This window comes from Amycolatopsis aidingensis (assembly GCF_018885265.1).
GTDB lineage: Bacteria > Actinomycetota > Actinomycetes > Mycobacteriales > Pseudonocardiaceae > Amycolatopsis > Amycolatopsis aidingensis.
The window spans coordinates 2,438,645-2,460,073 of record NZ_CP076538.1 but is presented as its reverse complement, the minus strand read 5'-3'; the positions used below and the strand labels follow the sequence as shown (position 1 = coordinate 2,460,073).

Genomic DNA, 21,429 nt, shown 5'->3' with positions numbered 1-21,429 from the left:
GATCTCCCGGTCACTCATCGACGTTCAGGAAGACGTTCTTGGTCTCGGTGAAGGCCGCCACCGCGTCCGGACCGAGTTCCCTGCCGAGGCCGGACTGCTTGAACCCGCCGAAGGGGGTCCAATAGCGCACCGAGGCATGCGAGTTGACCGAAAGATTGCCCGCCTCCACCCCGCGGGACACCCGCAGCGCGCGGGAAAGGTCCGAGGTCCAGATGGACCCGGAGAGGCCGTACGGCGTGTCGTTGGCGATGGCCAGCGCCTCGGCCTCGTCGGTGAACCGGGTCACCGCCACCACCGGGCCGAAGATCTCCTCGGTGACCAGCGGGTCGGTCGGCGAGGCCGGGGTCACCACGGTGGGCGGGAACCAGAAGCCCGGCCCGTCCGGGGCGCTGCCGCGGAACGCGACCGGCGCCCCTTCCGGCAGGTAGCCCGCGACCTTCTCCCGGTGCGCGGCGGAGATCAGCGGGCCCATCTCGGTGGAGCCCGCCGCCGGGTCACCGACCACCACGCCCTTGACCGCGGGTTCCAGCAGCTCCATGAACCGGTCGTAAACCGAGTCCTGCACCAGGATCCGGGAACGCGCGCAGCAGTCCTGGCCCGCGTTGTCGAACACGCCGTAGGGTGCGGTGGCCGCGGCCCGCTCCAGGTCGGCGTCGGCGAAGACCAGGTTGGCGTTCTTCCCGCCGAGCTCGAGGGTCACCCGTTTCACCTGGGCCGCGCAGCCCGCCATGATCTGCTTGCCCACCTCGGTGGACCCGGTGAACACCACCTTGCGCACGGCAGGGTGGTCCACGAACCGTTGCCCGACCACCGAACCCTTACCGGGCAGCACCTGGAACACGTCCTCGGGGATGCCGGCCTCGCGCGCCAGCTCGGCCAGCCGCAATGCCGTGAGCGGGGTGAGCTCGGCAGGCTTCAGCACCACCGTGTTGCCGGTGGCCAGCGCCGGGGCGAACCCCCAGCCCGCGATCGGCATCGGGAAGTTCCACGGCACGATCACCCCGACCACGCCGAGCGGCTCGGCGAAGGTGATGTTCACTCCGCCGGGTACCGGGATCTGCTGGCCGGTGAGCCGTTCCGGTGCCGCGGAGTAGTACCGCAGCACGTCCGCCACGTTGCCTGCCTCCCAGCGGGCGTTGCCGATCGGGTGGCCCGAGTTGATCACTTCCAGCTCGGCCAGGGTGTCGACATCTGCCTCCACCGCGTCCGCGAACCGGCGTAGCAGGCGCGCCCGGTCACCCGGCGCGACCCGCTGCCACGCGGGCAACGCCGCCTGCGCGCGTGCGATGGCGGCGTCGGTCTCCTCGGCCGAGGTCAGCTCCACCGACCGGAGGACCTGCTCGGTCGCCGGGTTGAGCACGTCGAAGGTCTGCATCAGCTCCTGCCTCCACTGCGAAACGCCCGCGCGGCCGCGACGAGGGCCGCGAACAGGCGCAGATCGTCCTGGTCTTGTTCGGGATGCCACTGCACGCCGAGTACGAAGGATTCGCCCGGCAGCTCCACCGCTTCCACGGTGCCGTCCGCCGCCCAGCCCACCGCGCGCAGCCCGGCGCCGAGCCGGTCCACCGCCTGGTGGTGATAGCACCGGCAGTTCGTCCGCTCGCCGAGGATCCCGGCGGCCCGGCTGCCCGGCGCGAGGCTGATGCTGCTGGAACCGAAGGTGGCCACCGCGGGCTGGTGCGCGCTAGTGCCGGTGGTCTCCGGCAGGTGCTGGGTCAGCGTGCCGCCGAGGGCCACGTTCAGCACCTCCATGCCACGGCACACGCCGAGCACCGGGGTTCCCGCCGCCAGGGCGTGCTCCAGCAGGGCGAACTCGAACTCGTCCCGCTCCGGCCTGGTCACCGTGGTGGAATGCGGCGAATGGCCGTACCTGGCCGGATCGATATCCGCACCACCGACCAGCACGAGGCCGTCCAGCACGGCCAGCCGCTGCGCGTACCCGGCGCCAACCGGCGGGAGCAGCATCGGTATCCCGCCGGCGCGCAGCACGCAGTCCAGATAGGACCTGTGGAGCACCGCGGCTTCCGTCTCCCAGACGCCGAAACGCGCGTTCTCGGTGTAGGTGGTCAGTCCGATGACCGGGCCGGGGTCCGGCTCAGAGCCGTTCGAAACCACGAATCCGCTCCCAGTCGGTCACCGCGGAGTCGAAGGCGGCAAGTTCGATCCGCGCGGCGTTCAGGTAGTGCTCGACCACCTCGTCCCCGAAGGCTGTCCTGGCCAGCTTGCTCTCGGCAAGCGAGGTGGCGGCCTCGCGCAGGGTGGACGGTACCGTCGGCTTGTCCGAGGCGTAGGCGTTGCCGGTGAACTCCGGCTCCAGTGGCAGCTCGTTCTCGATCCCGTGCAACCCGGCCGCGATCAGCGCCGCCACGGCGAGGTAGGGGTTGACGTCCCCGCCGGGCACCCGGTTCTCCACCCGCAGTGATTCGCCGTGCCCGATCACCCGCAGCGCGCAGGTGCGGTTGTCGGTGCCCCAGGCGATCGTGGTCGGCGCGAAGCTGCCCGGCCGGTAACGCTTGTAGGAGTTGATGTTCGGCGCGAAGAAGTAGGTGAACTCGCGCAGGCAGGCCAGCTGCCCGGCCAGGAAGTGCTCCATCAGCGGGGAGAAGCCGCCCGGCCGGTCCCCGGCGAGCACCGGTTCCCCCGCCGCGGAACGCAGGCTGACGTGGATATGGCAGGAGTTGCCTTCCCGCGCATCGTACTTCGCCATGAAGGTGAGGCTCTTGCCATCCTGCGCGGCGATCTCCTTGGCGCCGTTCTTGTAGATACCGTGGTTGTCGCAGGTGTCCAGCGCACTCGCGTAACGGAAGGCGATCTCGTGCTGGCCGGGGTTGCACTCCCCCTTCACCGACTCGACGTACATACCCGCCCCGCTCATCGCGTTGCGGATCCGTCGCAGCAGCGGCTCCACCCGCGCCGTGCCGAGCATCGAGTAGTCCACATTGTACTGATTGGCCGCGCGCAGACCGCGATAGCCCTGGTTCCACGCCTGCTCGTAGGAATCGTCGAAGACGATGAACTCCAGCTCGGTACCCACAAAGGCGGCGAGCCCACGGTCGGCCAGCCGGTCCAGCTGGCGGCGCAGCACCTGCCGGGGTGAGACCGGAACCGGCCCGCCGTGCACCCACTCGACATCGCACAGCACCATCGCGGTGCCCTCCTGCCAGGGGACCAGCCGCAGGGTGCCGAGATCGGGGCGCAGCACGAAGTCCCCGTAGCCGCGCTCCCAGGAGGACATCTCGAAACCGTCGACGGGGTTCATCTCCACGTCGACCGCCAGCAGATAGTTGCAGGCCTCGGTGGCGTGCGTGACGACCTCGTTGAGGAAGTACTCGGCGGCGCAGCGTTTGCCCTGCAGCCTGCCCTGCATGTCGGTCATGGCCACCAGCACGGTGTCCACGGCACCGGACTCGACCAGCTCGCGCAGGCCGTCCAGGGTGAGCATGCCCTTCCTGTTTCCCATCACCGACACCCTTCAAAGGTCTCTTACTGGCCCATTGAACCTAGCCGTTGCCCCTAGTTCTTGACAAGAAGCTGGCGCTGGACAACCCTCTGACAACCTCAAAGGACTATCGATAGAGCCATTGGCCTCGCCTAGGAGCTTCCATGTCCGAATCCAAACCGCACGCCAGTGTGGAGTATCGCCAGGTCGATGAGAACTACCTGCGGCAACGGCAACTCAACCGGGGCGCCGCTGGCTGGCTGCTGCTGGCCGGCCTCGGCGTATCCTATGTGATCTCCGGGGACTTCGCGGGCTGGAACTTCGGCCTGGAGGCCGGGGGCTGGGGTGGCCTGCTGATCGCGACCGTGCTGATGGCCGCGATGTACGGCTGCATGGTGTTCGGGTTGGCCGAGATGTGCTCGGCCCTGCCGGTGGCAGGCGCGGGCTACGGCTTCGCCCGGCGGGCGCTGGGCCCGCTCGGCGGGTTCGCCACCGGCACGGCGATCCTGATCGAGTACGCGATAGCCCCGGCGGCGATCTCGGTGTTCATCGGCGGCTACGTGGAGACGCTCGGGCTCTTCGGGCTGACCAACAGCTGGCCGGTCTACCTCGTCTGTTACCTGATCTTCATCGGGATTCACCTGCGCGGGGTCGGCGAGGCACTGCGGGTCATGTTCGTGATCACCGCGATCGCCGTGGTCGCGCTGGTCGCCTTCGTGGCCGGCATGATCCCGAAGTTCTCGCCGGACAACCTGTTCGACATCGAGCCCACCGACGCCTTCGGCGCCAGCAGCTTCCTGCCCTTCGGCATCACCGGTGTGCTGGCGGCACTGGTTTACGGCATCTGGTTCTTCCTCGCCGTGGAGGGGGTGCCGCTGGCCGCCGAGGAGGCACGCAACCCGAAGCGGGACATGCCGAAGGGCATCCTGGCGGCGATGGGGGCGCTGCTGGTGTTCGCCGCGCTGATCCTGGTGACCGCACCGGGAGGCGCCGGGTCGAGTGCGATCGCGACCTCGGACAACCCGCTGCCTGCGGCGGTGCGCGCGGCATACGGCGGGGACAACCTGCTGGCCCAGTTCGTCAACTACATCGGGCTCGCCGGGCTCATCGCCAGCTTCTTCTCGATCATCTACGCCTACTCGCGCCAGCTGTTCGCCCTGTCCAGGGCGGGATACCTGCCGAAGTGGCTGTCCAGGACCGGCAAGCGCAAGACGCCGTATCTGGCCCTGATCGTGCCGGGAACGGTCGGCTTCGCGCTCGCCACCGCCACCCAGGACGGGGCACTGCTGATCAACGTCGCGGTGTTCGGCGCGACGGTCTCCTACGTCCTGCTGAACCTCTCACATATCGTGCTGCGGGCAAGGGAACCACGACTGCCGCGGCCGTACCGCACCCCCGGCGGCGTCGCCACCACCGGTGTCGCGCTGGTGCTGGCGGTGGCGGCCGTCGTCGCCACCTTCCTCGTGGACATGGTGGCCGCGGCGATCACCGCCGGGATCTTCGTGGCCTTCATCGCCTACTTCTGGTTCTACAGCAGGCATCGGCTGGTCGCGAACGCCCCGGAGGAGGAGTTCGCGGCGATCGAACGGGCCGAACGGGAACTGTCCGACGGACGGTGAACCCGGCCCCACCGCACAGGTAGGAACACGCACCGTCAACCAGCGCAATACCACGGCCCGGCGAACACATCGTTCGCCGGGCCGTGCCTGCGAGCACGCTGACCAAGAAGTCAGCAAAAAGCAGCCACGATGTACTACCGCACTCATTAGCCACGACCGGCGGCGCGACCATAAAAAGGATCAATCATCACGTCGATGAATGGCCACGTTACTCCATGCAGCGGTCTATGTAAAAGATTAATCGAGCTATTGTTGACCATCCGCGCGGTGATGTTGTGATGTATTGGAAGGTAACTCCATGCTTACTTTGATCGCTGCTGCCGGGCTTGCCCTTTCCATGGCTACCGCCCCAGCAACCGCCCCTGCCTCCTCCGACCCCCGAATGATCGAATCGTCATCGACGTCGAAACGGTGAACGGTTCGGGCTGCGCTCCCGGAACCGCCGCCGTAGCCGTGTCCTCGGACAACACGGCCTTCACCGTGACCTACAGCGACTACCTCGCACAGGTCGGCCCCGGCGCCGCACCCATCGAGTTCCGCAAGAACTGCCAGCTCAACCTCGTCGTCCATGTCCCGCACGGGTTCACCTACGCCATCGCGCAGGCCGACTACCGCGGCTTCGCGCACCTGGCGAAGGGCGCGCGCGGCTTCCAGCAGGCCGGCTACTACATCCAGGGAACCTCCCCGACGAGCCGCATCGGGCACAACTTCAGCGGCCCGTACAGCGACAACTGGCAGACCACCGATCGCAAGGAAGTCCATGAACTGGTCTTCGCCCCCTGCGGCGAGGAGCGAAGCGTGAACATCAATACCGAACTGCGCGTCTACGAGGGCTCCTCCAACGCCGACAAGAACACCAGCTTCATGACCATGGACTCCACCGACGGCAGCGTGAACACCAAGTACCACTTCGCCTGGAAGAAGTGCAACGCCTGACGTTCGCCGGGCCCTGAATACCGCAGGCGGCGGTCGTTCTTTCCCGCAAAGATCGGCCGCCGCACGACTACCCAATTCTTTTCACCCTGCGCTTATTTCCCAACGAAGATCCACGCGGCTTCGTGAAATAGCACCGACCTCGGAGGAAACTCCATGATAACCACATTGGCGGCGGCCGCCGCCCTGGCGCTGTCGGCGGTGACCGCACCGGCGGACTTCACCACCCAGGGACCACACTTTCCGAACCCACCGACCGACGAGATCGTCATCGACATCGTCACCGTCAACGGCTCCGGTTGTCCGCCGGGTTCGGCGGCCATCGCGGTCTCCTCGGACAACAAGGCGTTCACCGTGACCTACAGCGAGTACCTCGCCCAGGTCGGCGTCGGCGCCCGGCCCACCGACTTCCGCAAGAACTGCCAGCTCAACCTCGTCGTCCATGTCCCGCACGGGTTCACCTACGCCATCGCGCAGGCCGACTACCGCGGCTTCGCGCACCTGGAGAAGGGCGCCACCGGGATGGAGAAGGCGAGCTACTACTTCCAGGGCATGTCGCCGACCATGCCGATCAGCCACACCCTCAAGGGCCCGCATAGCGACAACTGGCAGAACACCGACGAGGTGGACATCGCCCAGCTCGTCTACGCCCCGTGCGGCGAGGAACGCAACTTCAACATCAACACCGAGTTGCGGGTCAACGGGGGTACCTCGGACACCAAGAACACCACCAGCTTCATGACCATGGACTCCACCGACGCCGACATCAGCACCACCTACCACTTCGCCTGGAAGGAGTGCCCGGAGGACTGAGCGACGGCCGACCCGGCTGAACCCAGCGAGCGGGCCCGGTGGATCGATCCACCGGGCCCCATTTCCGGCTTCGTAACGTATGCTGTACGGTACAATGTATCGAAGCGATGCGATGGAGGGGTCGGAGTGAGCGAAACCGATTCGCCGGTGGTGGCCGAGGGCCTGCGCAAGCGTTACCGGGCGACCGCGGCGCTGGACGGGGTCGACCTGACCGTGCGGCGCGGCACCGTGCACGGGCTGCTCGGCCCGAACGGGGCTGGCAAGACCAGCTCGGTGCGGATCCTGGCCACGCTGTCCGAACCGGACGGTGGCAGGGCACTGGTCGCCGGGTTCGACGTGGTCAGGCAGCGCGCGCAGGTCCAGCACCGGATCGGCCTTGTCGGCCAGCATCCGGCGGTGGACGAGGTGCTCAGCGGCAGACAGAACCTGGTGCTGTTCGGCAGGCTCTACCATCTCGGCGCCCGGAGGGCCCGGCAGCGTGCGGCGGAACTGCTGGAGCGGTTCGGCCTCACCGGCGCGGCCGGGAGGCCGGTGCGCACCTACTCCGGCGGGATGCGGCGCAGGCTGGACCTGGCCGCGAGCATGATCCTCGCGCCTGCGGTGCTCTTCCTCGACGAGCCGACCACCGGCCTGGATCCCCGCGGCCGCAACGAGGTGTGGCAGGCGGTGCGGGACCTCACCGACCACGGCACCACCGTGTTGCTGACCACGCAGTACCTGGACGAGGCCGACCAGCTGGCCGCACGGATCTCGGTGCTGGACCGCGGCAAGGTGATCGCGGAGGGCACTCCCGGCGAGCTGAATACCCGGATCGGCGGCGACCGGATCGAGATCATTCCGCACCGGACGACGGACCTGACCGCGGTGGCCGAGGTGGTACGCCGCTTCACCGGTTCCGAGGTCCGGCTGGAGGAGGACGAGCGTCGGCTGAGCGTGCCGGTCAGCAGGCCGGCGACCGCGCTGGCCGAAGTGGTCCGGCTGCTGGACGGGCAGGGCATCGAGCTGGACGACATCGCCCTGCGCAGGCCGACCCTGGACGACGTCTTCCTCCGGCTCACCGGCAAACCGGCACCGGAGGTGGCCGCGTGACCCAGCTTGCCGCCGGGATTCCCAGCACACGGGGTGCACGCCTGCGCTGGCTGGTCGCGGACAGCTGGACGATCACGATGCGTGCCTTCGCGCACTGGGCCCGCCGCCCGGGAACTCCGCTGGCCACTCTGCTGTTCAACGTGCTGATCGTGCTGTTGTTCGCCTACCTGATCGGCGGGGCGATGGTGGTGCCCGGCGGCGGCGACTACCGGGACTTCCTGATGCCCGGGATGTTCGCCATGACCATGCTGTTCGGGATCGGCCAGACCACGATCGCGGTGACCACCGACGCCGACCGCGGGATCACCGACCGCTTCCACGCCATGCCGGCCTCGGCGGCCGCCGTGCTGATCGGCCGCGCCGTGGCGGACCTGGTGTTCTCCGCGCTGAACCTGGGCGTCATGCTGCTCACCGGGCTGGCGATCGGCTGGACCGCGGAGGCATCGGCAGGCCGGTTCTGGGGCGCGATCGGGCTGATCCTGCTGTTGCGGTTCGCGCTGATCTGGGTGGGCGTGTACCTCGGCCTCGCGCTGCGGGCCGAGGCGATCACCACCGTGCAGACGCTGGAGTTCCCGTTCGGGTTCCTCTCCAGCGCGTTCGTCGCGCCGGACACGATGCCAGCCTGGCTGGGCACGATCGCGGAGTGGAACCCGCTGTCGGCGACGGTCACCGCGGCGCGGGAGCTGTTCGGCAATCCCGGGATCGGCGGGGACTCCTGGATCGTGCACAACGCCGTGCCCATGGCGGTGGTGTGGCCGGTGGTGCTGGTGCTGATCTTCTTCCCACTCGCCGTCCGCGCCTATCACCGCCGGGACCGTTAGCTGCGGGCAGACAGCGCCCCGCGGAGCAGGCGCACGTACCGGCTCCACCGGGCGGGTGACCGCAGCCGACCGGTGAACTCCCGCTCCGCCCGGTCGAGGGCGTCTTCGATGAGCGCGTCGTGCAGCGGGCGCCAGAGCAGCGGGTAGCTGAGCCATGCCCGGCCACGCAACCGCAGCACCAGCAGATGCCGCAGCTCGGTCTCGCCTGCGCCGCTCCGGTGCAGGGTGAACTCGTGGAACCCGTCGAAACCCCGCGGAGCGCCGAACCGGAACCGGATGGCGAGGCCGGGTGTGTACGACTCGACCTGGTAGCGGATCGGGCCGTGGCCGCCCGCGGCACCGGCGCCGAGCGGCCGGTCCAGGCGCATCGCGGGCCACTGATCGGATGGCCACAACCGATCGCCCTGCCCCGCCAGGCCGTCGATCAGCGCCCCGGCATCGGCCGTACTGCCCGGCAGCCGCCTGGCGTGCTGGTTCACCACACCCATGACCCACCTCGATTCTAGAGAGCTTCCCCTAAAACAGTATTAGAGCATAATCTCTAGAAGATGGGCAGGCCCGCACGGCATACGGCCGACGACTTCCTGGACGCGGCGATCCGGCTGTACGCCGCGACGGGGGCACGTGGCGTCACCATGTCCGCCGTGGCACGGGCGGTTGGCGCGCCCAGTGGCTCGATGTACCACCGCTTCCCGGATCGGCCCGCGCTGCTTGCCGGGGTCTGGCTGCGCACGGTCGAACGGTTCCAGGAGGACTACCTGGCGGCCCTGACGGGGGAACCACCCGAGGCCGCGGCGGTGGAGGCGGCCGCGCGGGTGGTGCGCTGGTGCCGGAAACGGCCCGCGGAGGGAAAGGTGTTGCTGGCGGGCAAGCAGGAGTTCGGCCCGCGGGAGTGGTCGGCGGACGACCGCTCCCGGGCCGAACGGGCCGAGCGCCGGCTGGGCTCCGCGTTACGCGCGGCGGTGCGCAGGCTCCGGCCGGTCACCGGGGCAGGCACCGACGAGATCATGCTGGTGCTGGTGGACCTGCCCTACGCGGTGGTCCGGCGGTACCTGGCGCGCGGCGAGCCACCCCCGCCCCGCGCCGTCGACCTGGTCACCAAGACCGCACGCTCCCTACTGAACCCGCAAAAACCCTGAACGTGGCGTTCGCGACGCTCACCGTCGCGAACGGCACTATCGGGACATCCAACGTCGCGAAAGCCACGTTCACCGCACTTCGGCGAGGCGGACCGGGCGGCGCCGGTGCCGGGAGAGCTCGCAGGCCTCCGCCACATAGCAGGCCTCCAGCGCGTCGGACACCGTGCACGGGCTGGCCGCCCTGCCTGCGACCACGTCCACGAAGACCTCCAGCTCACGGACGTAGGCGGCGTGGAACCGCTGCAGGAAGCCGGGGTGGGCGGGGCCGGGCGGCCAGCACACGCCCGGTTCGGCCGAGCGCACCGGCAACCGCTCGTCCAGCCCGGCCGCGAGGCTGCCGCGGGAGCCGAGCACCTCCAGCCGTACGTCGTAGCCCGCGCCGTTGTAGCGGCCCGCGGAGGTGAGCGCGAGGGTGTCGTCGTCCAGCGTGAGCACCGCCGCACCGGTGTCCACATCGCCCGCCGCGGCGAAGAACTCCGCCCCGCGGTTGGTGCCCAGCGCATAGACCTCGACGATCTCCCTGCCGGTCACCCAGCGGATGATGTCGTAGTCGTGCACCCCGCAGTCCCGGAACAGGCCGCCGGAACGCGGAATGTACTCCGCGGGCGGCGGGGCGGGGTCCAGGGTGGTGGCACGGAGGGTGTGCACCCTGCCGAGGGAGCCCGCGCGCACGGCCTCGCGCGCGGCGGTGTAGCCCGCGTCGAACCGGCGCTGGAAGCCGATCTGCACCTGCACGCCTGTGTCCCGGATCCGGTCCAGCACCTCGAGGGTTCCGGCAACGTCCCCGGCCACCGGCTTCTCGCAGAACACCGGGATACCGGCCGCCACCGCGCGCAGGATCAGCTTGGGATGGGCATCGGTCGCCGCGGCCACCACCAGGCCGTCGATCCCGGAACCGAACAGGTCATCGAGATCGGCGGCAAACTCCGCGCCCAGACCGGCGGCGAGGTCGCGTGCCCGCGCCGCGTCCGCGTCGGCGAGTACCAGTGAGTCCACCTCGCCGATCCGGTGCAGTATCTCGGCATGGCGGGCACCGATCCGCCCGGTGCCCGCGAGTCCCAGCCTCATCCGTTCTCCTCATCCTTCTCCGTGCGCGTCCGGCCGGGGAGAGCCGGTGGTCGCCCGCACCACGAGCGAGGGGTGCAGCAGATGGCGTACCGGGTCGCGGCGGCCGCCCCGCACCCGTTCCAGCAACGCCTCCACGGCCAGCCGCCCCATCTCCGTGCGCGGCTGGTCGACGGTGGTGAGCGAGACGTGCTTCAACGCGGCCAGCGAGGTGTTGTCGTAGCCGACCACCGACACGTCGGCAGGCACCCGCAGCCCGGCCTCCTCCAGCGCGGAGATCGCACCGACGGCGTTGAAGTCGTTGCCTGCCAGCAGCGCGGTGGGCAGTGCCCGGGTGGACAGCAGTTCCTGCACCGCCTTCTCCCCCGCGGTGTCGGTGTGCTCGCTGCGCACCACCCACGGCCGCAGCCCGTGCCGGTTCATCGCGGCCCGGTAGCCCTTCCGCCGCGCCGCGGAGGTGGCCGCCCCACCACCGTCGAGATGCGCGATGTGCCGGTGCCCGAGGCCGACCAGGTGGTCCACGGCGAGTGCGGCACCCGCCTCACCGTCGTCGTTCACGGTGTCCACTGTGGCCAGCCGGGAGGAGCGGGAGACCAGCACCACCGGGCACTGCTCGGCCGCCGCCTCGATCGCCGCCGCTGGCAGCACCGGAGACAGCAGTACGATTCCGGCAGGCCGGAAGGACAGCAGGCTGCGCAGCGCGGCCCGCTCCCGGCTCGGGCTGCGGCCGCCGGTGTTCAGGATCAGGTCGAACCCTGCCGCCTGCGCTGCGCCGTCCAGGCCCTCCACCACCTCGGCGAAGAAGGCGTTGCGCAGGTCGGAGACCATCACCCCGAGCACCGTGGCGGTGCGGCTGGCCAGCGACCTCGCCATCACGTGCGGCGCGTAGCCCAGTTCCTCGGCCGCGCGCAGCACCGCCGCCCTGCGCTGCTCGCTGACCTTCGGCGAGTTGCGCATGACAAGTGATACCAGCGCACGGGACACCCCCGCACGCTCGGCGACGTCCTCCATGGTCGGCCGGGCCAACGCTTCCTCCCGCGAGTTCACCCCTTGACAGTGATGTGACGTACGCTACAAGCTTAGAGCGCTCTAATCAATAGAGCGCTCTAACGACCGCTACCGCGGGAGCTGCCGCTGATGACGACGAAGTCTGGAATCCGGGTCGCCGCCGCGCCGATCTCCTGGGGGGTGTGCGAGGTTCCCGGCTGGGGCCGGATGCTCGAACCGGAGCGGGTGCTCGGCGAGATGGCCGAGCTCGGCGTCCGCGCCACCGAGCTCGGCCCGCCGGGCTATCTCCCCGCCGAGCCGGGGTCGCTGCGCGCCCTGCTGGCCGGGCACGGCCTGACACTCGTCGGCGGCTTCCTCGCCGTGCCCTTGCACCTCGACCCCGAGGCCGCGCTGCGGGCCGCGGACGAGTCCGCCGCCCAGCTCGCCGCGGGTGGCGGCGAGGTACTGGTGCTGGCCGCGGCGACCGGGCTGGACGGCTACGACACCCGGCCCGCCCTGACCCCGGCGCAGTGGCGAACCCTGGTGCACACCGCGGAGCGGATCGCAGCCGCGGCGGCGGACCGGGGGCTGCGCACCGTGCTGCACCCGCATGTCGGCACCCAGGTGGAGACCGAGGCGGAGGTCGAACGGTTCCTCGCCGACTCCGCCATGGCGCTCTGCCTTGACACCGGGCATCTGCTGATCGGCGGGACCGATCCGGTCGGGCTGGCGAGACGGCATCCTGGCCGGATCGGGCACGTGCACCTCAAGGATGTGCACGGGGATCTCGCCCACGACGTGCGCACGGGCCGGATCGGCTACGCCGCCGCCGTGGGCAGGGGGTTGTACGCCCCGCTCGGCGAAGGCGATGTGGATCTCGAGTCCATGGTCGGCTTTCTCCGTGGGGCGGGTTACCAGGGCTGGTACGTCCTGGAACAGGACACCGCGCTCGGCGCGGCGAGCCGGGACGACCGGCCACGCGAGCACACCCGGCGCAGCCTGGACTGGCTGTCCGGGCTCATGAATCAATAGCGAGGAGAGACAATGAGGTCTTGTCGCTGGAGAGCGGGGCTACTGGCCGCCGCGGGGGCAGTGCTGCTCTCGGCTTGTACCGGGCCCAAGGCCGAGGAGCCGGGCGCTCCGGACGCCGGGGCCGCACCCGTACTGGACGGGCCGCTGCGGGTCGCGGTGATCTCGCACGGCACCGCGGGGGACGCGTTCTGGAACGTGGTGAAGAACGGTGCGGAGGAGGCAGGCAGACAACTCGGCGTGCAGGTCGAGTACCAGTCCGACGGGGACCCCGGCCGCCAGGCGAAGCTGATCGACAACGCGGTCGCGCAGCGCGTCGGCGGGCTGGTGGTGTCCATGGCCAACCCGCAGGCGCTGCGGCCCTCGGTGGAGAACGCCGTGCGGGCAGGCATCCCGGTGATCACGATCAACTCCGGGGAGCAGCAGAGCGCGGAGTACGGCGCGCTGACACATGTGGGGCAGAACGAGAGCCTCGCGGGCGAGCGAGCGGGCAGGCGGCTCGCCGAGCTGGGCAAGACCAAGCTGCTGTGCGTCATCCACGAGGCAGGCAACGTGGGTCAGGCGCAACGCTGCGCCGGTGCCGAACGGGGGTTCTCCGGCGAGACCGCCACGCTGCAGGTGGACATCAACAACCCGGCCGACGTACAGGCCAGGATCAGGGGCGCGGTGCAGGCGGACGGCTCGATCGACGCGGTGCTGGCACTGAACTCGCAGGTGGCTGCGAACGCGGTGAGCGGTATCGAGCAGGTCGGCTCGACCGCGGAGGTCGCCACCTTCGACCTCAACTCCGATGTGGTAGCCGCGATCGAGGCCGGTGACGTGCTGTTCGCGGTGGATCAGCAGCAGTACGAGCAGGGGTACCTGCCGGTGGTGTTCCTGAAGCTGTACCACGACAACGCCAACGTCGTCGGTGGTGGCAAGCCGGTACTCACCGGCCCCGACCTCGTCGAGCAGGGGGATATCGCCCGGATCGCCGACTATGTGGAACGAGGTACCCGATGAGTACGCCGGCTCCCCCACTGACCCCCGCCCAGCCCGATGAGCGGATCGCCACGCCCCGGCTGGCCGACCGGCTCATCGTGCGCCCGGAGATCGGCGCGCTGCTCGGCGCCGCGGTGGTCTTCCTGTTCTTCTCGGTGAGCACCGAGCAGTTCCTCACCGGGGACGGCGTGGCCACCTGGCTGGACGACGCCTCCACCCTCGGCATCATGGCCGTCGGCGTCGCGATGCTGATGATCGGCGGGGAGTTCGACCTCTCCACCGGCGTGATGACCGCGTCCACCGCACTGGTCACCTCGATCCTGGCCACCCAGGCAGGCTGGAACGTCTGGCTGGCGCTGCTGGCCTCGCTGGCCTTCGCCATGCTGGTCGGCGCGTTCAACGGCTGGCTGGTGATGCGCACCGGGCTGCACAGCTTCATCATCACCCTGGGCACCTTCCTAGCCCTGCAGGGACTGAACCTCGGGGTGACCAACCTGGTCACCGGCACGGTGCAGGTGTCAGGGATGCGCAGCACCGATGGCTACGAGTCGGCCGGGTTCGTCTTCGCCTCCACGATGAACATCGGTGGCACCGAGTTCCAGGTGTCCATCCTGTGGTGGATCGGTTTCGCGGTCGCGGCCGCGCTGCTGCTGGTGCGGACCAGGTTCGGCAACTGGATCTTCGCGGTCGGCGGTTCCGCGGTCAGCGCGCGGGCGGTCGGGGTACCGGTGATCCGCACCAAGATCTCGCTGTTCATGCTGACCGCCTTCGCGGGCTGGCTGGTCGGCTCGATCAACGTGCTGCGGTTCGCCAGCGTGCAGGCGAACCAGGGGATCGGGCTGGAGTTGCAGTTCATCGTGGCCGCGGTGGTCGGCGGCTGCCTGCTCACCGGAGGGTTCGGCTCCGCGATCGGGGCCGCCATCGGCGCGCTGATCTTCGGCATGGCCAGGCAGGGCATCGTGTTCGCCCGCTGGGACAGCGACTGGTTCATGTTGTTCCTCGGCGCGCTGCTGCTGGCCGCGGTGCTGGTGAACAACACGCTGCGGCGTCGAGCGGAAAGGGTACGCCGATGAATGCCCCACTGATCGAGGTCACCGGTGTCGGGAAGACCTACGGCAGCGTGATCGCACTGCGTGACGTGTCCACTGTGGTCAACGCGGGCGAGGTCACCTGCGTGCTCGGCGACAACGGAGCCGGAAAGTCCACATTGATCAAGATACTGGCCGGGGTACACCGGCACGACGCAGGTGAGTTCCGGCTGGACGGCAGCCCGGTTCGGTTCGACTCGCCACGCGACGCACTGGACCGCGGTATTGCCACGGTGTACCAGGATCTCGCGGTGGTGCCACTGATGAGCGTCTGGCGCAACTTCTTCCTCGGTTCGGAGCCGACCGTCGGCCTCGGCGCACTGCGGCTGCTCGACCGCAAGCGCGGCAAGCGGATCACCCGGCAAGCCCTGGCCGAGCTGGGCATCGATCTGCGCGATGTCGAGCAGCCGGTGGGTACCTTGTCCGGCGGCGAGCGGCAGTGCGTTGCCATCGCCAGAGCCATCCACTTCGGAGCCAAGGTGCTGATCCTGGACGAGCCGACCGCGGCGCTGGGGGTGAAGCAGGCCGGAGTGGTGCTGAAGTATGTGGCGCAGGCCCGGGATCGCGGCCTCGGAGTGGTGCTGATCACGCACAACCCGCACCATGCCTACCCGGTCGGTGACCGGTTCCTGCTGCTCAAGCGGGGCGCACCGCTCGGCAGTTACGAGAAGTCCGAGATCGACCTTGCCGAGCTCACCCGGCAGATGGCAGGCGGAACCGAACTGGAGGCACTGGAGCACGAGTTGCGCGCGGCGGAGACCGGATGACCGGCATCGAGGCGCTCACCGTCGGCAGGGTCGGGGTGGACCTGTACCCGGAACAGAGTGGGGTTCCGCTGGCCGGGGTACGCAGTTTCGCCAAATCGCTCGGCGGCACCGCGACCAACGTGGCGGTGGCCGCGGCGCGGCTCGGCAGGCGCTCCGGGGTGCTGACCAAGGTCGGTCCGGACGGTTTCGGCGAGTACGTGCGGCAGGCGCTCACCGGCTTCGGGGTGTCGGCAGAGCATGTCGGCACCGCCCCCGGGCTGCTGACGCCGGTGGTGTTCTGCGCGCTCGATCCGCCTGCCGACCCGCCGCTGCTGTTCTACCGCTCCCCCATCGCCCCCGACCTGACGCTCACCGGCCCGGATGTGCCGTGGGAGGTGATCGAGCGAGTGCCGCTGCTGTGGGTCACCGGCTCCGGGGTAAGCGCCGAGCCGGCCCGCACCACCCAGCGGGAGATCCTGCTACGGCGGGGGCGGCGCGAGCACACCGTGCTGGATCTGGACTACCGGCCGATGTTCTGGCCGCCGGAGAACACCGTGGACACCGCCCGCGCGGAGATCGGCTGGATGCTGGATCACGTCACCGTCGCGGTCGGCAACCGGGACGAGGCCGCGGTCGCGGTCGGCACCGGCGATCCGGAGGAGGCGGCCGGGCGCATGCTCGCCAGGGGTGTCCGGCTGGTCATGATCAAGATGGGCGCCGAGGGGGTGCTGGTCGCCACCGCGGAGGGCATGCGGACCGTGCCGCCGCGGCGGGTCGAGGTGGTCTGCGGGCTCGGCGCAGGGGACGGCTTCGGCGGGGCCCTCGTACACGGCCTGCTGTCCGGCTGGGAACCGGTCCGCGCCGCCAGCTACGCCAACGCGGCCGGCGCGCTGGTGGCCTCCCGGCTGGCCTGCGCGGATGCCATGCCCACCTCCGAGGAGATCGAGGAGTTGCTGCACGCATGATCACCGACAAGCGCTGGCGCGAGCTACTGGCCACCCGGACCGCCGATCCGGGGGCGGTGGCGCGGGCCTATGCCGGGCGGCGGCGCCGGACGGAGCCGCCCGGCGCGAGTGGGACCCTGTTCCTGGTCGCGGCCGATCATCCGGCCAGGGGCGCACTGGGCGTCGGCGAGCGCCCGCTTGCCATGGCCGACCGCAGGGACCTGCTGGAACGCCTGCTGGTCGCGCTGGACCACCCCGCGGTGGACGGGCTGCTGGCCACCCCGGACGTGGTCGAGGAACTGCTGCTGCTGGATGCCCTGCACGGGAAGGTGGTCATCGGCTCGATGAACCGCGGTGGGCTCGCCGGGGCGGACTGGGAGATCGACGACCGGTTCACCGCCTACAGCGCGGCAGCCATCGCCGAGCGTGGGCTGGACGGCGGGAAGATGCTGCTGCGCCTTGTCGACTCCGATCCGGGAACGGTGCCCACCCTCCAGGCCTGTGCCGATGCGGTTTCCGGGCTCGCCGGGCACGGGCTGATGGCGATGGTCGAGCCACTGCCGTACCGGCGGGAACCGGACGGGCGGCTGCGGCTGGCCGGGGACGCGGCCGCGCTGACCCGCGCGGTCACCGTGGCCTCCGGCCTCGGCGTCACCTCGGCGCACACCTGGCTGAAGCTGCCCGCGCCGGAGGAGGACGTGCCGTTGAACGCCACCACCCTGCCGGTGGTGGTGCTCGGCGGGGTGCCGGCCGCCGACCCCGCGGCGGACCTGGCCTCCTGGGGGCGGGCCCTGCGCCACCCGGCGGTGCGCGGGCTGGTGGTCGGGCGGGCGCTGCTGTACCCGCCGGACGGCGATGTCGGAGCCGCGGTGGACGCCGCGGCCAAGGTACTCACCGCGGCGCGGGAGGAGTCATGAGCGAGCTACACCGTCCGCTGGGGACACTCACCGACGGCGCGGACCCGGTGCTGCTCACTCCCGAGCAGGCCGGCTGGAGCTACACCGGGCTGCGGGTGCTGCGGCTGGCCGCCGGCGCGTCCAGGGTGGTGCGCACCGGCGAGTTCGAGGCGTTCGTGCTGCCGTTGTCCGGGGGCTGCACGGTGGACGCCGAGGGCGAGTTGCTCGCCCTGCACGGGAGGCAGAGCGTGTTCAGCAAGGTCACCGACTTCGGTTACCTGCCGCGGGACACCGAGGTCACGCTGAGCTCGGCCGGGGGATGCGAGGTGGCGCTGCCGATGGCCCGGTGCTCCCGCAGGCTGGAGCCACGCTACGGCCCCGCGGGCGATGTCCCGGTGGAGGTGCGGGGCGCGGGCCAGGCCACCAGGCAGGTCACCAACTTCGGGGTGCCAGGGGTGTGGGAGCACGCGGACAAGCTGAACGCCTGCGAGCTGATCACCCCCGCTGGCAACTGGTCCTCCTACCCGCCGCACAAGCACGATGAGGCGAGCGAGTGCGAGGTGATCAACGAGGAGATCTACTACTTCCGGATCGCGGGCAGGGACGGCCTCAGTCACGACCGGGAGGGGTTCGGGTTCCACCGGACCTACACCGCGGACGGGCGGCTGAACGAGGATGTCGCGGTAAGGGACGGCGATGTCTTCCTGGTGCCGCGCGGGTATCACGGGCCGTGCGTGGCCGCCCCCGGCTACCCGATGTACTACCTGAACGTGCTGGCCGGGCCTGCGGAGGAGAGGTCGATGGCGTTCTGTGACGATCCGGCGCACGGCTGGATCAGGGACACCTGGGCCGGCCTGCCCACTGATCCCCGCTGCCCGGTGACCACCGCGGAGGGACGGCGATGACGACACTCAGGCTCACCACCGCGCAGGCGCTGGTGCGCTGGCTGCTCGCACAGTACTCGGAAACCCTTTCCGGGGACGAGGTTCCGCTTTTTCCCTGCGCCTTCGCCATCTTCGGGCACGGCAACGTGCTCGGGCTGGGCAGCGCGCTGGCCGAGCATTCCGATCGGCTGCCGGTGTGGCGCGGGCAGACCGAGCAGGGCATGGGGCTGGCGGCGGCGGGGTATGCCAAGGCCACGCACCGCAGGCAGGTCGGCGTGGTGACCTCCTCGATCGGGCCCGGTGCGCTGAACCTGGTCACCGCGGCCGGGGTGGCGCATGCCAACCGGCTGCCGGTGTTGCTGCTGCCAGGGGACACCTTCGCGGGCAGGGCACCGGATCCGGTGTTGCAGCAGGTGGAACACTTCGCGGACGCGACCATTACGGTCAACGACGCCTTCCGGGCGGTGAGCAGGTACTTCGACCGGATCACCCGGCCGGAGCAACTGCTGTCCACCCTGCCGCAGGTGGCCAGGGTGCTCACCGATCCGGCGGAAGCCGGCCCGGTGACCCTGGCGCTGCCGCAGGACGTACAGGCCGAGACCTTCGACTTCCCGGAGGCGCTGTTCGAGCCCCGGCTGCACCGGGTGCCGCGATCGCGTCCGGACGAGCGGTCGCTGGCCGAGGCCGCGCGGGCGCTGCGGGCGGCGCGGCGGCCGTTGCTGGTGCTTGGCGGCGGGGTCCGTTACTCCGGCGCGGCCGGGCGGGCGCTCGCCTTCGCCGAGCGGCACGGGATGCCGGTCGCCGAGACCACCGCGGGCCGCACCCTGGTGCCGCATGATCATCCGCTGCATGCCGGGCCGCTGGGCATCACCGGGTCCTCCTCGGCCAACGCGCTGGCCGAGGAGGCGGACCTGGTGCTGGCCGTTGGGACGCGACTGCAGGACTTCACCACGGCATCCTGGACGGTGTTCGCCGAGGACGTGCGGCTGGTCACCATCAACGCGGCCCGGTTCGACGCGGTCAAGCACGGCGCGCTGGCGGTGGTGTCCGATGCGGACACCGCGCTGGCCGAGCTCACCGCGGTGCTGGCCGACTGGCACGCTGCGGAGCAGTGGTCGCGCCGGGCGGCCGCGGAACGGTCCCGGTGGGACGCGCATATCGACCGGCTGCGCGCGCCGAGCACCGGCCTGCCGAGCTACGCCCAGGTGGTCGGTGTGGTGAACGAGCTTTCCGGGCCACGGGACTACGTGCTGACCTCCTCCGGAGGGATGCCGGGCGAGCTGGTCGGCGGCTGGCGGGCATCCGGTGTGTCTACTATGGACGTCGAGTACGGGTTCTCCTGCATGGGCTACGAGCTGGCAGGCGCCTGGGGCGCGGCCATGGCGCACCCGGAAGGGCTGGTCACCAGCCTACTCGGCGACGGTTCGTACCTGATGCTCAACTCGGAGCTGTTCTCCGCGGCCTTCGCAGGGCATCCGTTCGTGGCCGTGGTGTGCGACAACGACGGGTACGCGGTGATCGCCCGGTTGCAGCAGGGGCAGGGGGCGGAGCCGTTCAACAACTTCTACGCCGACTGCCGCAGCGGGCATGCCGAGCCACCGCGGGTGGACTTCGCCGCGCACGCCGCCGCGCTGGGTTGCGCGGTGTTTCCCGCCGAGGATCTGGACGGGTTGCGGGCGGCCTACGCCAGGGCACGGGAGGCCGCCGTGGCACAGCGGCGGCCTGCCGTGGTGGTGATCCGCACGCATCCGGCGGCCTGGACCGAGTCCGGTGCCTGGTGGGAGGTCGGCGTGCCGGAACACGTGTCCGGCTATGCGGGGCACCGGGAAGGCAAGGAGCGTCAGCTGCGCTACACCGGCACCTGAGCGTCCACAATGGTCTTGCGGATCTCGTGCACCGCGGCCCGGCCAGCCCTGGTGGCGCCGATGGTGCTCGCCGACGGCCCGTAGCCGACCAGGTGCAGGCGCGGTTCGGCCACGGCGCGGGTGCCGTCCACCCGGATGCCGCCGCCGGGTTCCCGAAGCTGCAACGGGGCGAGGTGGTCCACCGCGGCCCGGAACCCGGTGGCCCAGAGGATCACGTCGGCCCGCTGCGTGGTGCCGTCCGCCCACACCACGCCGTCCGGGGTGATCCGCTCGAACATCGGCCTGCGTTCGAGCAGCCCGGCCGCGCGGGCCCGCTCCACCTCCGGGGTGAGGGTCAGCCCGGTCACGCTCACCACGCTGCCCGGTGGCCTGCCCGCCGAGACGGCTCGTTCCACCCTGGCAACGGCGGCGCGGCCGTGCTCCGGGGTGAACGGGCCCTCGTGGAACACCGGTGGCCTGCGGGTGACCCAGGTGGTGCTCGCCGGGTGACCGGCCTCGGCGATCTCGGTGAGCAGCTGCACAGCCGAGGTCCCGCCACCGACCACCACGACATGCCTGCCCTCGAACCCGGAGGGGCCGGAATAGTCGGCGGTGTGCAACTGGCGCCCGGCGAAGGTCTCCTGCCCCGGGTAGTACGGCCAGAACGGGCGGTCCCAGGCCCCGGTCGCGTTGATCACGGCGCGGGCGGACCAGGTCTCGGTGGCGCTGTCCACCAGCAGCCGCTCCCCCTGGCCACGGCGTACCGCCAGCACGTCCACCGGCCGCCGCACCGGAAGGTCGAACGTGCGCTCGTAGCGGTCGAAGTACTCGGAGACCACATCAGCGGCGGGCCGCGCGCCGTCCCGCTCCTCCAGCGCGAGCCCCGGCAGGTCGTGGATCCCGTGCACCCGGCCCAGCCGCAACGTCGGCCAGCGGTACTGCCAGGCCCCACCGGCCCGCTTCCCGTGGTCCAGTACGACAAACCCGGAATTATTGCCGAAGCCGGCACGGCGCAGGAAGTAGGCGGCCGACAGCCCAGCCTGCCCCGCACCGATCACCACGACATCCGTCTCGTGGTCTCCAGCCGTGCCCATACCCGGTACAACGACCGG

Annotated in this window: 21 protein-coding genes; 14 read left to right on the top strand and 7 right to left on the bottom strand. The window is 70.3% G+C overall.

The features are described from left to right. Positions 1 to 10: 10 nt before the first annotated feature. From KOI47_RS11710 to KOI47_RS11700, 3 genes are read right to left on the bottom strand one after another with little or no spacing between them, the layout of a single operon-like run. Positions 11 to 1,375 carry an aldehyde dehydrogenase family protein gene (locus KOI47_RS11710; protein ID WP_216216003.1) on the bottom strand — a complete coding sequence of 455 codons (1,365 nt, stop codon included), beginning with the start codon at positions 1,373 to 1,375 and terminating at the stop codon, positions 11 to 13. After that, positions 1,375 to 2,115: a gamma-glutamyl-gamma-aminobutyrate hydrolase family protein gene (locus tag KOI47_RS11705; RefSeq protein ID WP_216216002.1), complete on the bottom strand. Its 741-nt coding sequence runs from the start codon at positions 2,113 to 2,115 to the stop codon at positions 1,375 to 1,377. The genes KOI47_RS11710 and KOI47_RS11705 overlap by 1 nt, the downstream gene beginning before the upstream one ends. After that, positions 2,096 to 3,460 (bottom strand): glutamine synthetase family protein, encoded by a 1,365-nt coding sequence (locus KOI47_RS11700; RefSeq protein ID WP_216216001.1) that lies wholly within the window; start codon positions 3,458 to 3,460, stop codon positions 2,096 to 2,098. The genes KOI47_RS11705 and KOI47_RS11700 overlap by 20 nt, the downstream gene beginning before the upstream one ends. Positions 3,461 to 3,603: 143 nt before the next feature. Between KOI47_RS11700 and eat the strand changes: the two genes are divergently transcribed. The 5 genes from eat (at position 3,604) to KOI47_RS11675 (ending at position 8,714) form a co-directional block, all read left to right on the top strand. Further along, positions 3,604 to 5,058: an ethanolamine permease gene (eat, locus tag KOI47_RS11695; protein WP_216216000.1), complete on the top strand. Its 1,455-nt coding sequence runs from the start codon at positions 3,604 to 3,606 to the stop codon at positions 5,056 to 5,058. Positions 5,059 to 5,469: 411 nt separating this feature from the next. Beyond that, positions 5,470 to 5,994 (top strand): DUF4360 domain-containing protein, encoded by a 525-nt coding sequence (locus KOI47_RS11690; RefSeq protein ID WP_408629905.1) that lies wholly within the window; start codon positions 5,470 to 5,472, stop codon positions 5,992 to 5,994. A gap of 153 nt (positions 5,995 to 6,147) precedes the next feature. Continuing rightward, the gene (locus KOI47_RS11685) at positions 6,148 to 6,804 is read left to right on the top strand and encodes a DUF4360 domain-containing protein (RefSeq protein ID WP_216215999.1); all 657 of its coding nucleotides are present in this window, start codon (positions 6,148 to 6,150) and stop codon (positions 6,802 to 6,804) included. Positions 6,805 to 6,930: 126 nt separating this feature from the next. Then, positions 6,931 to 7,893, top strand: coding sequence for an ATP-binding cassette domain-containing protein (locus KOI47_RS11680; RefSeq protein ID WP_216215998.1), 963 nt, complete (start codon positions 6,931 to 6,933; stop codon positions 7,891 to 7,893). After that, positions 7,890 to 8,714, top strand: coding sequence for an ABC transporter permease (locus KOI47_RS11675; RefSeq protein WP_332461458.1), 825 nt, complete (start codon positions 7,890 to 7,892; stop codon positions 8,712 to 8,714). Before KOI47_RS11680 ends, KOI47_RS11675 begins: the two co-directional genes overlap by 4 nt. On the opposite strand, the gene KOI47_RS11670 is transcribed toward KOI47_RS11675, so the two are convergent. Then, a complete protein-coding gene (locus tag KOI47_RS11670; protein WP_216215997.1) occupies positions 8,711 to 9,202 on the bottom strand; it encodes an SRPBCC family protein in 492 nt (163 codons plus the stop codon). The genes KOI47_RS11675 and KOI47_RS11670 overlap by 4 nt on opposite strands. 60 nt (positions 9,203 to 9,262) lie before the next feature. Between KOI47_RS11670 and KOI47_RS11665 the strand changes: the two genes are divergently transcribed. Further along, positions 9,263 to 9,853, top strand: coding sequence for a TetR/AcrR family transcriptional regulator (locus KOI47_RS11665; RefSeq protein WP_216215996.1), 591 nt, complete (start codon positions 9,263 to 9,265; stop codon positions 9,851 to 9,853). Positions 9,854 to 9,922: 69 nt separating this feature from the next. Here the strand turns inward: KOI47_RS11665 and KOI47_RS11660 are convergent, their stop codons facing one another. Together KOI47_RS11660 and KOI47_RS11655 are read right to left on the bottom strand one after the other, a co-directional pair. After that, positions 9,923 to 10,921 (bottom strand): Gfo/Idh/MocA family protein, encoded by a 999-nt coding sequence (locus KOI47_RS11660; RefSeq protein WP_216215995.1) that lies wholly within the window; start codon positions 10,919 to 10,921, stop codon positions 9,923 to 9,925. A 9-nt stretch (positions 10,922 to 10,930) separates the two neighbouring features. Next, positions 10,931 to 11,929, bottom strand: a complete 999-nt coding sequence (locus tag KOI47_RS11655; RefSeq protein ID WP_456318996.1) for a LacI family DNA-binding transcriptional regulator — start codon at positions 11,927 to 11,929, stop codon at positions 10,931 to 10,933. A gap of 126 nt (positions 11,930 to 12,055) precedes the next feature. Between KOI47_RS11655 and KOI47_RS11650 the strand changes: the two genes are divergently transcribed. Genes KOI47_RS11650 through iolD form a run of 8 tightly spaced genes read left to right on the top strand, consistent with a single transcriptional unit; the run spans position 12,056 to position 20,338 of the window. Continuing rightward, a complete protein-coding gene (locus KOI47_RS11650; protein ID WP_216215994.1) occupies positions 12,056 to 12,937 on the top strand; it encodes a TIM barrel protein in 882 nt (293 codons plus the stop codon). A gap of 12 nt (positions 12,938 to 12,949) precedes the next feature. Then, positions 12,950 to 13,936 carry a sugar ABC transporter substrate-binding protein gene (locus KOI47_RS11645; RefSeq protein WP_216215993.1) on the top strand — a complete coding sequence of 329 codons (987 nt, stop codon included), beginning with the start codon at positions 12,950 to 12,952 and terminating at the stop codon, positions 13,934 to 13,936. Beyond that, entirely contained in the window at positions 13,933 to 14,988 is a 1,056-nt protein-coding gene (locus KOI47_RS11640; RefSeq protein WP_216215992.1) for an ABC transporter permease, read from the top strand. The genes KOI47_RS11645 and KOI47_RS11640 overlap by 4 nt, the downstream gene beginning before the upstream one ends. Then, positions 14,985 to 15,770, top strand: coding sequence for an ATP-binding cassette domain-containing protein (locus tag KOI47_RS11635; RefSeq protein WP_216215991.1), 786 nt, complete (start codon positions 14,985 to 14,987; stop codon positions 15,768 to 15,770). The genes KOI47_RS11640 and KOI47_RS11635 overlap by 4 nt, the downstream gene beginning before the upstream one ends. Beyond that, positions 15,767 to 16,714 (top strand): 5-dehydro-2-deoxygluconokinase, encoded by a 948-nt coding sequence (gene iolC / locus KOI47_RS11630; protein WP_216215990.1) that lies wholly within the window; start codon positions 15,767 to 15,769, stop codon positions 16,712 to 16,714. Before KOI47_RS11635 ends, iolC begins: the two co-directional genes overlap by 4 nt. Further along, the gene (locus KOI47_RS11625) at positions 16,711 to 17,610 is read left to right on the top strand and encodes a Cgl0159 family (beta/alpha)8-fold protein (protein WP_216215989.1); all 900 of its coding nucleotides are present in this window, start codon (positions 16,711 to 16,713) and stop codon (positions 17,608 to 17,610) included. The genes iolC and KOI47_RS11625 overlap by 4 nt, the downstream gene beginning before the upstream one ends. Beyond that, the gene (gene iolB / locus KOI47_RS11620; RefSeq protein WP_216215988.1) at positions 17,607 to 18,494 is read left to right on the top strand and encodes a 5-deoxy-glucuronate isomerase; all 888 of its coding nucleotides are present in this window, start codon (positions 17,607 to 17,609) and stop codon (positions 18,492 to 18,494) included. The genes KOI47_RS11625 and iolB overlap by 4 nt, the downstream gene beginning before the upstream one ends. Next, positions 18,491 to 20,338, top strand: a complete 1,848-nt coding sequence (iolD, locus tag KOI47_RS11615) for a 3D-(3,5/4)-trihydroxycyclohexane-1,2-dione acylhydrolase (decyclizing) (RefSeq protein WP_216215987.1) — start codon at positions 18,491 to 18,493, stop codon at positions 20,336 to 20,338. Before iolB ends, iolD begins: the two co-directional genes overlap by 4 nt. On the opposite strand, the gene KOI47_RS11610 is transcribed toward iolD, so the two are convergent. Continuing rightward, a complete protein-coding gene (locus KOI47_RS11610) occupies positions 20,323 to 21,411 on the bottom strand; it encodes an NAD(P)-binding domain-containing protein (RefSeq protein WP_216215986.1) in 1,089 nt (362 codons plus the stop codon). The genes iolD and KOI47_RS11610 overlap by 16 nt on opposite strands. Positions 21,412 to 21,429: the final 18 nt, after the last annotated feature.